Raw genomic sequence first — 13,824 nt, forward strand, 5'->3', positions numbered from 1 at the left:
GCTCCACTTGGCTTCTTATATGGCTAAGGGGAGCTTTCTTTGTTTTTTTGTAAAAAATCTTTATTAAAGCTAGTCGCAGTACCTCGGTTTTCGTTAGCATCGGGCTGGTGAGTGCCTGCCGTTTCGATAATATTTTTTCCATATTTATCTCGAAGATTTGTAAGTGTTTTAAGAAGCGGTTCTTTTTTGGCGTCCTTTTCATAGGAAAACAAATCCAGCTGTTTATAGGCGTTGTCATGTTCCACTAGGTCAGTTCCGGTGATTCCTAACAATCTAACCGGGTCTCCGCTCCAATGTTTTAAAAAAAGCTGTTTGGCTAATGAAGCAAGTTCCTCTTTTTGACTGATTGGATTCGCAAGTTTCTTACTTCGGGTGATGGTCTTTCGATCTTTGTAACGAATGGTTATACCGATGGTGGTCGCTAGGACATTTTTTCGTTTCAGCCGAACTGATACAGTTTCCGCAAGCGATTCCAAAACATGATATAGCTCCTGCTGGTTACTAACGTCTCGTGGCAAGGTGGTGGAATTGCCGATGCTTTTAAATTCATCAATCGATTCTGGGTCGACAGGCCGGTGGTCATTTCCATTTGCCCGCTCTTTTAAACGAATACCATTGATGCCAAGCAGTGTCTTTAGCTGAATATCATTGGCTTTTGCCAGTTCGCCAATGGTATGAATGCCGATGGTTTTCAGTTTTTCTGCCGTCTTTTTGCCCACACCGTGCATTTCGTTCGTATTTAAAGGCCAGAGTTTGGCGGGAATATCACGCTTGCGAAGAATCGTGATCCCCATCGGTTTTTTCATATCTGAAGCTGTTTTTGCTAAAAATTTATTAGGAGCAATCCCGATGCTGCAGGGTAAATCGAGTTGCTCAAGGATTCTTTTTTGAATGGTTTGGGCGATTTCGATAGGATTGCCGAACTCAAAGCTTTCGGTAATATCCATATAGCCCTCGTCAATGGATACAGGCTCAACTAGATCTGTGTACTGTCTGAGGATCGCAAACATGCCCATCGAGGCCGCCCGGTAACGGTCAAAATTGGGCGATTTGACAATCAGCTGCGGGCAAAGCTTTTTCGCTTCCCAAAGGGGCATCGTTGTTTTCACGCCAAATTTTCTTGCTTCATAGCTGCAGGTGACAATAATCCCTCTTCGCTCCTCAACGTTGCCGGCGACGGCAAGCGGCTTTCCTTTTAGCGAAGGATCGTACGCCATCTCTACGGAGGCGTAAAAGCTATTCATATCGACATGTAAAATGACCCGCCCGTTTTTTGGGTACATTTCCTTCATTGAAAGCCACCCCCTTTGACTATAGTATATCAAAAAGGAGAACCCATAAAAATCAGGTTCCCCCTACACAAAGCTTATTGATTCGTCACTTCATCAATGATCGACAGTACCATTTCCCCAAGCTTGTAAAGCTCCTCAATCGGCATGCGCTCATTGGTAGTGTGGATTTCTTCGTAACCGACTGCCAGGTTCACGGTTGGAATGCCGAAGCCAGCGATTACGTTGGCGTCGCTGCCGCCGCCGCTATGTTGAAGCTCGCAGCTGCGGCCAATTTTAGCAGCTGCTTTACGAGCGATTTCTACGACCTGGTCACCTTCGCCAAATTTGAAGCCCGGATACATAACTTGCACATCCACCTCAGCGCGGCCTCCCATTTCTGAAGCAACCGTTTCAAAGGCTTCCTTCATTTTCGCAACTTGCGCTTCCATTTTTTCAGGAATTAACGAACGGGCTTCAGCTAGAATATCAACCCGGTCGCAGACAATGTTTGTCGCTTGGCCGCCTTCAAAGCGTCCAATATTGGCAGTTGTCTCGTGGTCAATTCGACCTAACGGCATTCTCGCAATAGACTTTGCCGCAATCGTAATTGCTGAAACACCTTTTTCAGGTGCAACCCCCGCATGGGCAGTTTTTCCATAGATAACCGTTTTAACCTTCGCCTGGGTCGGTGCGGCTACAACTACGTTTCCTACCAAACCATCGCTGTCAAGCGCGTAGCCATATTTTGCCTTCATTAACGAACGATCAAGGGCTTTTGCCCCAACAAGTCCGGATTCTTCCCCAACGGTAATCACAAATTGGATCTGGCCATGTTCTATGTTTTGTTCCTTCAAGACTCGAATCACTTCTAGCATTACGGACAAACCTGTTTTGTCATCTGCTCCAAGAATAGTCGTTCCATCGGTCACAATATAACCGTCTTTAATCGAAGGCTTTACTCCCTTTGCAGGCACAACAGTGTCCATATGGGAGGTAAAATAAATTGGGTCTACCCCTTCTTTCGTTGCATCGAGGGTGCAGACCAAATTGCCGGCGCCATGTCCAGTTATAGAAGTTGTATCATCCTCATATACGTCAAGCCCCAATTCGCTGAACTTTTTCTTTAACACCTTAGCAATTTCGGCCTCATGTTTAGTTTCCGAATCAATTTGGACCAGCTCTAAAAATTCATTTAAAAGACGTTCTTGATTAATCATTTGCTGAACCCTCCAATATATGTACTTTACTTTTTCAGTATACTTTTTTTAAAACGAGTCTACAAATGAAAGGACCATTAAAAATGGTCCCCCCCAAAATTTACAACGGAATATTTCCGTGCTTTTTATATGGTCTCGATTCTTTCTTCGTCCTTAACATTTCTAAGGCTTGAATCAACTTGATTCTAGTTTCGCGCGGGTCGATGACGTCATCTACCATTCCCCTTGATGCCGCTACATAAGGGTTCGCAAATTTCTCACGGTATTCCTCTATTTTTTGCTGCCTGGTCTGTTCAGGGTTATCACTGTTTTGGATTTCCTTTGCAAAGATAATATTGGCTGCTCCCTGCGGGCCCATGACGGCAATCTCCGCATTCGGCCAAGCAAAGACAAGGTCCGCGCCGATTGACTTGCTGTTAAGCGCCACATACGCACCGCCGTAGGCTTTACGCAGAATAACCGTCAACTTCGGAACAGTCGCTTCTGAATATGCAAATAAAATTTTCGCCCCGTGGCGGATGATGCCGCCATGCTCCTGCTTAACACCAGGGAAGAATCCGGTTACATCTTCAAAAGTGATAATCGGAATATTAAAAGAATCGCAGGTGCGGATGAATCGCGCTGCTTTGTCGGAAGAATCGATGTCAAGACCGCCGGCCATTACTTTTGGCTGGTTACAGACAAGTCCGACTGTTTCCCCTTTAATTCTCGCAAACCCAACAACTATATTTTTTGCAAAATCCTTGTGAATTTCCATGAAGGAATCCACGTCAACAACCTGTTCAATTACTTTTCGTACGTCGTATGGGCGGACAGCATCGAAGGGAATCACATCCGTCAAATCAGGACGGTAATCCTCTTCTTCTTTCACTTCGACTTTTGGCGATTTTTCTTCATTATTCTGCGGCAGGTAGCTCAGCAGCTTTCGGACATCCTCTAAAACCTCTTCCTCGGTTGCACCGCGGAAATGAGCATTCCCGCTGATGGTATTATGTACACCGGCACCGCCCAAGTCCTCTGCCGAAATTTTCTCCCCTGTAACGGTTTCAATAACCTTCGGCCCGGTAATGAACATTTGACTCGTTTTTTCCACCATGAACACAAAATCGGTAATTGCGGGTGAATAAACTGCACCGCCGGCACATGGGCCCATGATGACAGAAATCTGCGGAATGACACCAGAGTAAATGGAATTGCGGTAAAAGATTTGTCCGTAGCCGTCTAAGGATACAACCCCTTCTTGGATGCGGGCACCGCCGGAATCATTCAGGCCGACAAACGGTGTGCCATTTTTGGCAGCCAAATCCATTACATTGGCAATCTTTTTAGCGTGCATTTCCCCTAAAGCACCGCCAAAAACGGTAAAATCCTGAGAAAATAAATAGATCGGGCGGCCGTTGACTTTTCCATAGCCGGTCACAACGCCATCGCCAGGTCCCTTTTGGTCTTCCATTCCAAAATCGTTTGTGCGGTGCTCAATAAATGGATTTAATTCCACAAATGTCCCTTTATCGACTAAAAGGTCAATCCTCTCTCGGGCTGTCAGCTTCCCTTTTTCATGCTGCTTTTCAATCCGTTCATCACCGCCGCCGAGTTCTACCTCCCGGCGCTTGTCATACAGATCGTTTAACACTTCATAGATATCCATTTTGTTACCCCTTTGTCTGTTTCTTTTCGCAAAGCTCAAATAATACGCCCGACGCCGATTTTGGATGCATAAAGGCAATGTCTGCCCCGCCTGCCCCGGGCCGCGGCACCTCATCAATCATCCGAATACCATGCTCCTTCATTTCGGCAATTCTCGCTTCAATTGATTCCACCCCAAGCGCCACATGGTGAATACCTTCGCCTCGTTTTTCAATGAAGCTGGCAATCGTGCTCTCCTCTGACATTGGCTCGAGAAGCTCAAGCTTAGTCTCGCCGGCCTTCAAAAATGCCACCTTAACCTTTTGGCTGTCCACTTCTTCAATCTTTAACAGCGGGAGCTTTAACACTTCCGTATAAAAGGGAAGGACCGCCTCCAAAGACTTCACAGCAATTCCAATATGATCGATTTTTTTAATCATTACTAATCCCCCTTTTTTCAGCCAATAAGAAAGTATAAACTTTCTGTCGAAAGCTTTATACTTTCTTAACGCATAAATTCAACTACGCCTCTGTCTTCGTCCTATCGGACTCGCCAATCGCCGAGTTTTCATTTAATTTTAACATAAATTCGACAATAACATTATTCGTGAGAAAGTTCATAAATCCTTCCTGAATTGCTGTGTTGTTCCGTTGTCCTTTTGGGCTTTTCCAAGTACAATGTAGATAAAACCTTTTAACCAAAAGGAGGCATTCATTTTGAATAAAAAAAAGTCCAGAAAAATTATTGTTTATTTAATGCTCTTTGCTATGCTGGCTTCCACTCTTCTAATTGGAATTGCCCAGTTCTTATCATAAAGAAAACTCGTCGATTGACAAGACCCTAAGAGCGGTCCATAAGGCGCAGCTGCAATTATACGGGAGGAAATATATTTTTTAGAGTAAATTTACAATTTCCTATTAGCTAAACAATTAAGGGACTGTTCGAATTCGAACAGTCCCTTTCACTTATTTGATAGCACCGACTTCCTCCGCCAGTGCTTCAAATGATTTGTTGGATGATGTTACTAAAATTTTTGTCCCAAGCGGAATCAGTGGGAATAATGAGGTGATAACCTCATTCTGGGCGCGGATACAGCCTTGAGAAACATATTTTCCAACAGATGCCGGCTGATTGGTGCCATGAATGCCGTAGATTCTGCCATCTGTTTCCCTTGCGTCAAAACCTATCCATCTAGACCCAAGCGGATTCTTCGGGTCGCCTCCTGGAATGTCACTGCGGCGATAATAAGGATTTTTTGCTTTTACTGTGACAGAAAACAGTCCCTCAGGGGTCATTTCCTCCGTCTTGCCTGTGCCGACACTGACAACTGTTTGGACTCTATTCTCATTAATAAAGGCAAGTTCATTATTACTTTTATTCACGATCACAAATGGATCCCCTGGCAATGGGTTCGGACCCAATGGCCAGAGGGGGGAAAGAGAAAATACCATCAGGATTGACGAAAAGATTTTAATCATAATCATCCTCCTGCCGTTTTTCCATAGTTTGCATCAATCTATCATTCTTCATTCATTTTCCACAATTAATTTATAAAACTTTTTCTAAAAAGTCCTTTGCACGAGTGGTCTTTGGATTTTTGAAAAACTCTTCCGGTGAGCCTTCTTCTAACAATTTCCCTTCATCAAGAAACATAATCCGGTCGGAAACTTCCCGCGCAAATCCCATTTCATGTGTAACAATTGCCATCGTAATACCTGTATGGGCCAAGCCCTTCATAACATTAAGAACTTCCTTGACCATTTCCGGGTCAAGGGCAGATGTGGGTTCATCAAATAGCATTAATTTTGGCTCCATGGCAAGGGCACGGGCGATGGCCACCCTCTGCTTCTGCCCCCCTGAAAGATTATTAGGATAGGCTGATTCTTTTTCAGACAGTCCCACTTTGGCTAATAGCTCGCGGCCTTTTTTCTCAGCAGTTTCCTTGGATTCACCTTTAACTCTCATCGGTGCATACGTTAAGTTCTGCAAAACAGTCATATGCGGGAATAAATAGAAATGCTGAAAGACCATGCCGATTTCTTGTCTAACTTTCGAAATATCCGTTTTTCGGTCGGTAATGTCTTGATTATTTATCCACACTTTCCCTTTTGTCGGTTCCTCTAACAAATTCAAACAGCGAAGAAAGGTTGATTTTCCTGACCCTGATGGTCCGATAATGGAGACTACCTCACCGCTTTCGATATTGGTTGAAATATTTTTTAAGACTTCATTAGTGCCAAACTGTTTATAGAGGTTCTCTACTTTAATCACTATATTTCAGCCTCCTTTCAACCAGTTTGCCAGCAGTTGTTAAAACGAAAACGAGGACCCAATATATCAATCCGACAAAAATTAATGGTTCAAAATTATGATACGTATCTGCTCCCACAACCTGAGCACGGCGCATTAAATCCAAGTAGCCAATTGTTGATACAAGCGCCGATTCCTTTGTTAAGGTAACAAATTCATTCATAAGGGCCGGTAAAATATTTTTTAACGCCTGCGGCAAAATAATGTCCTTCATCATCAGGCGATAAGGAACACCAAGCGCCAAGGCTGCTTCTGTCTGACCTTTATCCACGGCTTGAATGCCCGCTCTGATAATCTCTGACACATACGCAGATGAATTTAGCCCAAATGCCAGAATGGACGATAGGAATGGATTGATATCGTAACCTGTTAATTGCGGAACCGCAAAATAAATTAACATTAGTTGTAAAATCAATGGCGTTCCGCGGAAAATGGATGTATATATATCTGCAAGCCAATTTAATGCCTTGACTCTGGAAATTTTCAATAATGCTAGAATGGTACCGAGAACAAATCCAAATATAATGGCGACAACGACAAATTTTAATGTTACCCATATTCCTTTTAGTATAAAAGGAATATAAGGCACAATTTGGCTAAAATCCAAATTCATGCCTTACACCTCACCTCAAATATTTTCTTTTAAAAAAAATGCTATTATTGTTGGTCTTTTAACCATTTATCTTTCAATTCTTGCAACTTTCCATTTTGTTCCAATTTGTCAAGTGCCTTATTAACATCCTTTACAAGCGCACTGCCTTTAGGAAAAGCGATGGCCATTCCTGGTGAACTGCTGGTAGGATCATCAAATCCCGCTAAATTTTGCTCTTTAATATAACCTGTAGCCACTGACTTATCTAAATAAGCTGCATCAATTCGCTTAGTTAATAGTTCTTGAATTAAAGTTGTAGCATTGTCTAATGGCTTTGCTGTAAAGTTAATCTTCTTTTGAAGTTCTTTAGCCCCTTCTTCTTGGATGGTTCCTAATTGAACACCAAGTGTTTTTCCTTTTAAATCATCTACTGTTTTTATGTTAGAATCCTTTAAAGTAATGAACATTTCACCTGAACGATTATATTCGGTTGAAAAATCTACATTCTTTTTACGCTTCTCAGTTGCTGACATTCCAGCAAGGACCATATCAACACGTTTTGCCTGCAATGCTCCGATTAAGCCATCAAACTTCATGTCCTTAATTTCAAGTTTATATCCCAATTCGTCAGCAACCGCATTTGCCAGGTCAATATCGAAGCCTTCAATGTCACCTGATGGATTTCTAGATTCAAATGGAGCAAAATCAGCCGATGTTGCCATTGTTAATACTTTTTTGTCCGACGATTTTTCACCGTTAGCTCCGTCCTTATCACTTTGGCCGCAAGCAGCCATAACTACTAATGAAAAAATAATAGTTAGAAATAAAAATGTCTTTTTCATGATGTCCCTCCTGATTATTAAAATTTGAAATTATATAATGACTTGAATTTTTATTCAACAAAATGGATATTAACACAGCACCGAGTTTTTGAAAAGATATTTTTCTAATATAAAAATATTCAAAAAATTAAACCAACCTTTTATACTAGTTAAAATAGGCAAAAACCATCTTTTTATGTGTATTTTCCATAAAAAAACACCTCTTGTATGAAGAGGTGTTTAATAGAGATATTTAACCTTTCTTGGGTTAAATTATTATATTTCTTCGCAATATTTATCGAATTCCTGCTGAAGCTTGGCAACCACTGTTGCTGGGTCATAACCTTCAATCTGATGTCTTTCAATCATAGAACAAATCTTTCCGTCCTTTAATAAAGCGAAGGAAGGAGAGGATGGCGGATAACCTGTAAAATAGCTTCTTGCCTTTTCTGTCGCTTCTTTATCCTGACCGGCAAAAACCGTTACTAGGTGATCTGGGCGCTTATCATAATGAACGGAGTAAGCTGCCGCTGGACGGGCAATACCGCCTGCACAGCCGCAAACAGAGTTAATCATGACTAGAGTTGTACCCTTTTGATTTAAAGCCTCTTCAACCTCATCGGCTGTCTTTAGCTCTTGGTATCCGGCAGCGGAGATTTCCTGACGCGCCTGGCGGACAACATCATTCATAAAAATATTAAAATCCATGCTCATTGAATTCACTCCTTATGTCTTACATACTTACATCATAACAGTTAAAATGTATTTATTTCAAATGATTATTCCTGCTGTTAAGAAGAAAACTGCCGACGAATCGGCAGCTAATAGTTTTGGTTAAAAAATGTCTGGAATAGCTTTTCGACGGCCGTTGCCACTGTCGTATCTCCGGTGACCACTTCATTTTCAAATTTCGGAAGGAGGTTCTTTACACCTGAGTGGTGAAAGAAATGGTAGTGAAGAGTATCGGTAATCATAGAATACAGCCATTCCCTGGACTGGCTCTTCCTTCTGTCATCATAGACTCCCGATGCTTTTACTGTTTCTCCAAAGGTTTGAATGACTTTCCAAATATCGCTGATTCCCTCATGCGTTAACGAAGAGCAGGTATAGGCTTTTGTTTGCCAGCCCTTTGTAGCCGGCTGGAGAAAATGCAGGATACGGTTATATTCTTTTTTCGTTTTCTCGGCATTTTGCTTATTTGCCCCGTCCGCCTTGTGGACAATGAGACAATCGGCAAGTTCCATAATGCCTTTTTTCATCCCTTGCAGTTCGTCACCGGCACCCGTCAGGACAAGCAGCATGAAAAAGTCGACCATATCACGGATGATTACTTCACTTTGGCCCACGCCGACCGTTTCGATTAAGATGACATCAAAACCAGCCGCCTCACAAATCAGCATGGCTTCCCGAGTTTTTCTGTGAACCCCGCCAAGCTTTCCAGCCGTTGGAGAAGGGCGGATGAACGCGTTTGGGTTTCGGGCCAATTTCTCCATTCTTGTTTTGTCACCTAGGATACTCCCTCCGCTTATTTTGGAGCTCGGGTCAATCGCCAAAACGGCGACTCTTAAACCGAGCTCACAAAGATACGTTCCAAATGCCTCGATAAAGGTACTTTTGCCCGCCCCCGGGACCCCGGTAATGCCGATGCGTATCGCTTTGCCGGAATGAAGCAACAGCTTATGAAGGAGCGCCTGCGCTTTTTGAAAATGCTGCTCGGCGTTACTTTCCACAAGGGTTATTGCCCGGGCGAGCAGGCTTCGATCACCTTTAAGGACCCCTTCATACAATTCATCTAGCGAGGGCTCAGTCGACGTGCGCTTTTGAAAACGGACATTTTTTTGAAAAGTCACTTCTCCCGTTTCCTGCTCCTTGCCTTTCCTGATGACAGTTGAAAATTTATCCGGCTCTTCGGGGTTTGCCCATTCCGGTCTTTGTTCACCCGTCATTTAATTTCCCACTTCCTCATAACCAAGCTGTCTATATATCTCCTTGATTACCTTTTGCGCAGCTACTGGAATTATCGTACCAGGACCGAAGATGGCCGCCGCTCCATTGTCATATAAGAATTGATAATCCTGTGCTGGAATAACGCCGCCGACTACAACCAATATATCCTTGCGGCCGAGCTTGTTCAATTCAGCAATAAGCTGCGGGAGGAGCGTCTTATGACCAGCAGCTAGTGAACTCATTCCGATCACGTGAACGTCATTTTCCACTGCTTGCAGGGCTGTTTCCTCCGGTGTCTGGAAGAGCGGACCGATATCAACATCAAAGCCAAGATCCGCAAATGCCGTGGAAATGACCTTTGCACCGCGATCATGGCCGTCCTGGCCCATTTTCGCAATCAGAATCCGCGGCCGTCTGCCTTCATTTTCAAGGAATTCTTCGGTCATCCTTTGAACTTCGGCAATTTCTTCTTCATTCGTAAAAGAGGTACTGTAGACGCCGCTGATAGAACGGATGACTGCTTTGTGCCGGCCCGCCGCTTTTTCAATTGCATCAGAGATTTCCCCTAAAGTGGCTCGGGCTCGGGCTGCCCTGACGGCAAGTTCTAATAGATTCCCTTCACCTGAAGCTGCCGCATTGGCTAAAGCTATTAAAGCCTCTTCCACTTTCTGTGCGTCCCGATTTGCTTTTAAGGAATTTAGTTTTTCGATTTGCATTAAACGGACTGCAGTATTATCTATGTCCAAAATATCAATAGGCTCTTCTTTTTCAAGCCGGTAACGATTGACGCCAATAATCGTTTCTTTTGCAGAGTCGATTTGTGCCTGTCGTCTTGCTGCCGCCTCTTCAATTTTCATCTTCGGCAGTCCGGTTTCAATAGCCTTCGCCATTCCGCCGAGATTTTCAATCTCCTCGATATGCGTCCAAGCCCGCTTGATTAATTCATCAGTCAGTTTCTCCACATAATAGGAGCCTGCCCAAGGGTCGATAACTTTGGTTATGCCAGTTTCTTCTTGTAAGAATAACTGCGTATTACGGGCAATCCGCGCTGAAAAGTCTGTCGGCAGGGCAATCGCTTCATCCAACGCATTTGTGTGCAGGGATTGGGTGTGGCCCATTGCCGCCGCATGCGCTTCAAGCAGCGTGCGGGTCACATTATTGAACGGATCCTGCTCAGTTAAACTCCAGCCAGATGTTTGCGAATGGGTGCGAAGTGCCATTGATTTTTCGTTTTTCGGATGGAATGATTTCATCATTTTTGCCCAAATATATCTAGCTGCTCGCATTTTGGCCACTTCCATGAAGTAGTTCATACCGATAGCCCAGAAAAAAGACAGCCTTGGAGCAAACGAATCAATATCTATACCGGCTTTCAATCCAGTACGGACATATTCTAATCCATCTGCCAAAGTGTAGGCTAGTTCAATATCCGCAGGGGCGCCGGCCTCCTGCATATGATAGCCGGAAATACTGATGCTATTAAACTTAGGCATGTATTTGGACGTATATTCGAAGATATCGGCAATGATCTTCATCGACATTTCCGGAGGATAAATATACGTATTCCTGACCATGTACTCTTTTAGAATATCATTTTGGATCGTTCCGGACAGTTTTTCCTGGCTGACTCCCTGCTCTTCTGCCGTAACGATGTAGAAAGCCAGAACGGGAAGAACGGCGCCGTTCATGGTCATGGAAACGGACATTTGATCAAGAGGAATCCCATCAAAAAGGGTTTTCATGTCAAGTACGGTATCAATGGCAACCCCTGCCTTCCCAACATCCCCGACTACCCTCGGATGGTCGGAGTCATAGCCGCGGTGGGTAGCCAAGTCAAAAGCAACCGATAATCCCTTCTGTCCCATCGCAAGATTACGGCGGTAAAAGGCGTTGCTTTCTTCTGCAGTGGAGAAGCCGGCATACTGCCTGACTGTCCAAGGACGGTTTACATACATGGTTGGATATGGTCCCCTTGTATATGGAGGAAGCCCCGGCAGGCTGCCGAGCTGTTCTGTCCCTTCTCGGTCTTCCTTTGTATAAATCGGTTTTAACACAATTTGTTCATTGGTTTCGAACAGTAAATCATCTAGGGAGGAGGCAATCTCTTTATCAACTTTTTCCCGCCATGCTTCTTCCGAGATAAAATTATGGCTCTCAAATAGTTTCGCGTTTTGAAAATCAGGCTTTTGTTTGTTCAAGAGAGTTCACCTCCATGTCAGATAAAATTTCATCGATGATTTCACAGCAATTGCTTTTTAGATGAATAAACCGCTTAAGCCCTTCTTCAACCCACTGGGACTGCAGTTCTTTTTCAGGAAGCCCAGCCAGAAGGAAGATTAGGTTTGGAAATTCAGATTTTAACGCTGTCAGCATTTCATGTCCGATTTGTTCGTACTGTTCATTTGTTCCGCAAATGCAGACAAACTTAGTTTTTAAGGCTTCGATAAATTGTCTGGCATCCTCGATCGTGTGAACCGGCTTGCTTTCAGCGGGATGGATTCCTCCGGCGGCAAGGAAGCCCTTGATGAAATCAAGCCTTGGTTTATGCTTCTTTAGTTCGCCAAGACATAGCATGCCGACTGAAGGTGCAGTACCTGTCTTTTCCTGTAATTGGTTTGCCTTGAAGCGAAGCTCCTCATATGGTTCTGCTAATCTGTGCTGAGGAATGGCCTCGAAGTCCATGGTGGCTGCGGCAATTTTCATTGGCAGCTTTGGGCTAGGTACCGCTTCATCCAATTTCGCATAAACATTTGTGCCGACGATACTTTGCTTTCTTATTTGAATATCGAGGGTCCTTTTTTCATAAACAGCAGCGATTTGTTGTTGAAGCCAGTTAGACTTTAATGCCTCCAAAATGCCTCCCGAAGCCTCAATTTCCTTAAAAAACTCCCATGCATTTTCCGCCAGCTGATTGGTCAGCGTCTCCACATACCAAGAGCCGCCTGCAGGGTCAACCACCTTCTGCAAGTGCGCTTCTTCTTTTAAAATTAGCTGGATGTTGCGAGCAATCCGCTCAGAGAAAGAAGTAGGCCCGGTCAATTCATTAAATGGCTCCACATGCAAATATTGGGCCCCCCCTAAAACGGCGGCAAATGCTTCGTTGGCGGAACGAAGGATATTAACATGAGGATCAAAGACCGTCTTCGTAAAGGTAGACGTTGCTGCAGCAACTTGCATACCCCCTGCCTCCGCTTCGGCACCGTAAAGTTCTGCTATCCGCTTCCAGAGAACGCGGGCTGCTCTAAGCTTGGCGAGTTCCATAAAAAAGTTGCTGCCGATGGAAAATTGGAAAATCATTTTTGATAGAGCTCTTTCAATGGTCATGCCATTATCCAGAAGCTCCTGCAAGTAATAGACTCCTGTGGCTGCGGCGATCCCGATCTCTTGAACAGCGTTAGCTCCGCCATTATGGTACGGAGTGGTGTCGACAAGAACAGTACGTAAATCAGGAAACTTTCCATCTACTTGAATGATTTGACTGGTCCGTTCTTTTAGTAATTCCTCTTGGATTGCTCCAACTTCTGCAAATAGGGAAACAGGGTCATTGCCTATGTAGCCTGTCAGGTTTGTCCCATCACTATACTGGTCGGCTAGATTTTTTAAAATGTCATTCAGTTCCCATCTTGCGTTAATAGCAAATGGGTATTCTTTCTCTAAACCTGTCAATAAATCTGGAAAACTGTTGTTTTTCAAAACTTCAAAGGACAGTGCAGTTTGTCCCTTTTTAACGGCCTCTTGAAGCTTTTGTTTAATTTTCTCGGGTGTTTGAGAAGATATTTTCTGGGCAACTTTCCATTCGTCTGTTACATATCCTAATGGGTTAATTCCCCTTCTAAAATCAGGTCCTCCAGGAAAGTCAGGTACTTGTTGTTCGTCCTGCTCAGTATAAAGCGGTTTCAAAACAATATTTTCATAGGTGGCACTTTGTAATAATTCAACCTTTTTCCCTTTTAATGATTTCTCGGCCTGTTCCTTCCAATCATCTATTGTTTTTACAGGGAAAGATTGATTACGTATATTTTCCAAACTACTCATCCCC

13 protein-coding genes are annotated in these 13,824 nt (G+C 43.7%); 1 reads left to right on the forward strand and 12 read right to left on the reverse strand.

Annotation, left to right across the window (positions count from 1 at the left end):
- Positions 1-23 precede the first annotated feature (23 nt).
- The 4 genes from ACZ5AE_RS21100 to mce all read right to left on the reverse strand — a co-directional run bounded on the left by ACZ5AE_RS21100 (position 24) and on the right by mce (position 4,554).
- A complete protein-coding gene (locus tag ACZ5AE_RS21100) occupies positions 24-1,292 on the reverse strand; it encodes a DNA polymerase IV (RefSeq protein WP_464566525.1) in 1,269 nt (422 codons plus the stop codon).
- Positions 1,293-1,366: 74 nt separating this feature from the next.
- Positions 1,367-2,488 (reverse strand): tripeptidase T, encoded by a 1,122-nt coding sequence (locus ACZ5AE_RS21105; RefSeq protein ID WP_464566526.1) that lies wholly within the window; start codon positions 2,486-2,488, stop codon positions 1,367-1,369.
- 100 nt (positions 2,489-2,588) lie between these two features.
- The gene (locus ACZ5AE_RS21110; protein ID WP_464566527.1) at positions 2,589-4,136 is read right to left on the reverse strand and encodes an acyl-CoA carboxylase subunit beta; all 1,548 of its coding nucleotides are present in this window, start codon (positions 4,134-4,136) and stop codon (positions 2,589-2,591) included.
- Between the two features lie 4 nt (positions 4,137-4,140).
- Positions 4,141-4,554, reverse strand: coding sequence for a methylmalonyl-CoA epimerase (gene mce / locus ACZ5AE_RS21115; RefSeq protein WP_464566528.1), 414 nt, complete (start codon positions 4,552-4,554; stop codon positions 4,141-4,143).
- A gap of 277 nt (positions 4,555-4,831) precedes the next feature.
- Between mce and prli42 the strand changes: the two genes are divergently transcribed.
- Positions 4,832-4,930 (forward strand): stressosome-associated protein Prli42, encoded by a 99-nt coding sequence (prli42, locus tag ACZ5AE_RS21120; protein WP_464566529.1) that lies wholly within the window; start codon positions 4,832-4,834, stop codon positions 4,928-4,930.
- A gap of 150 nt (positions 4,931-5,080) precedes the next feature.
- On the opposite strand, the gene ACZ5AE_RS21125 is transcribed toward prli42, so the two are convergent.
- The 8 genes from ACZ5AE_RS21125 to ACZ5AE_RS21160 all read right to left on the reverse strand — a co-directional run bounded on the left by ACZ5AE_RS21125 (position 5,081) and on the right by ACZ5AE_RS21160 (position 13,820).
- The gene (locus tag ACZ5AE_RS21125) at positions 5,081-5,593 is read right to left on the reverse strand and encodes a L,D-transpeptidase (protein ID WP_464566530.1); all 513 of its coding nucleotides are present in this window, start codon (positions 5,591-5,593) and stop codon (positions 5,081-5,083) included.
- Positions 5,594-5,663: 70 nt separating this feature from the next.
- Positions 5,664-6,386: an amino acid ABC transporter ATP-binding protein gene (locus tag ACZ5AE_RS21130; protein ID WP_464566531.1), complete on the reverse strand. Its 723-nt coding sequence runs from the start codon at positions 6,384-6,386 to the stop codon at positions 5,664-5,666.
- Complete coding sequence (locus ACZ5AE_RS21135; RefSeq protein WP_464566532.1) at positions 6,379-7,038, reverse strand: amino acid ABC transporter permease; 660 nt, start codon at positions 7,036-7,038, stop codon at positions 6,379-6,381. Before ACZ5AE_RS21135 ends, ACZ5AE_RS21130 begins: the two co-directional genes overlap by 8 nt.
- 44 nt (positions 7,039-7,082) lie before the next feature.
- A complete protein-coding gene (locus tag ACZ5AE_RS21140; protein ID WP_464566533.1) occupies positions 7,083-7,859 on the reverse strand; it encodes a transporter substrate-binding domain-containing protein in 777 nt (258 codons plus the stop codon).
- A 255-nt stretch (positions 7,860-8,114) separates the two neighbouring features.
- Positions 8,115-8,552 carry a BrxA/BrxB family bacilliredoxin gene (locus tag ACZ5AE_RS21145; RefSeq protein ID WP_464566534.1) on the reverse strand — a complete coding sequence of 146 codons (438 nt, stop codon included), beginning with the start codon at positions 8,550-8,552 and terminating at the stop codon, positions 8,115-8,117.
- Between the two features lie 107 nt (positions 8,553-8,659).
- Positions 8,660-9,784 (reverse strand): methylmalonyl Co-A mutase-associated GTPase MeaB, encoded by a 1,125-nt coding sequence (gene meaB / locus ACZ5AE_RS21150; RefSeq protein ID WP_464566535.1) that lies wholly within the window; start codon positions 9,782-9,784, stop codon positions 8,660-8,662.
- On the reverse strand, positions 9,785-11,926 hold the full coding sequence (scpA, locus tag ACZ5AE_RS21155) for a methylmalonyl-CoA mutase (protein ID WP_464573693.1): 2,142 nt from the start codon (positions 11,924-11,926) through the stop codon (positions 9,785-9,787).
- 37 nt (positions 11,927-11,963) lie between these two features.
- Positions 11,964-13,820, reverse strand: coding sequence for a methylmalonyl-CoA mutase family protein (locus ACZ5AE_RS21160; protein WP_464566536.1), 1,857 nt, complete (start codon positions 13,818-13,820; stop codon positions 11,964-11,966).
- Between the last annotated feature and the right edge of the window lie 4 nt (positions 13,821-13,824).

The sequence above is a fragment of the Neobacillus sp. S1227 genome (assembly GCF_055385255.1).

What these genes read in the sequence shown, in the direction of transcription:
- meaB (WP_464566535.1), bottom strand. Translation starts at nt 9,784, where the DNA reads ATGACGGGTGAACAAAGACCGGAATGGGCAAACCCCGAAGAGCCGGAT.
- ACZ5AE_RS21110 (WP_464566527.1), bottom strand. Translation starts at nt 4,136, where the DNA reads ATGGATATCTATGAAGTGTTAAACGATCTGTATGACAAGCGCCGGGAG.
- ACZ5AE_RS21145 (WP_464566534.1), bottom strand. Translation starts at nt 8,552, where the DNA reads ATGAGCATGGATTTTAATATTTTTATGAATGATGTTGTCCGCCAGGCG.
- ACZ5AE_RS21160 (WP_464566536.1), bottom strand. Translation starts at nt 13,820, where the DNA reads ATGAGTAGTTTGGAAAATATACGTAATCAATCTTTCCCTGTAAAAACA.
- ACZ5AE_RS21125 (WP_464566530.1), bottom strand. Translation starts at nt 5,593, where the DNA reads ATGATTAAAATCTTTTCGTCAATCCTGATGGTATTTTCTCTTTCCCCC.
- ACZ5AE_RS21140 (WP_464566533.1), bottom strand. Translation starts at nt 7,859, where the DNA reads ATGAAAAAGACATTTTTATTTCTAACTATTATTTTTTCATTAGTAGTT.
- mce (WP_464566528.1), bottom strand. Translation starts at nt 4,554, where the DNA reads ATGATTAAAAAAATCGATCATATTGGAATTGCTGTGAAGTCTTTGGAG.
- ACZ5AE_RS21100 (WP_464566525.1), bottom strand. Translation starts at nt 1,292, where the DNA reads ATGAAGGAAATGTACCCAAAAAACGGGCGGGTCATTTTACATGTCGAT.
- ACZ5AE_RS21135 (WP_464566532.1), bottom strand. Translation starts at nt 7,038, where the DNA reads ATGAATTTGGATTTTAGCCAAATTGTGCCTTATATTCCTTTTATACTA.
- ACZ5AE_RS21105 (WP_464566526.1), bottom strand. Translation starts at nt 2,488, where the DNA reads ATGATTAATCAAGAACGTCTTTTAAATGAATTTTTAGAGCTGGTCCAA.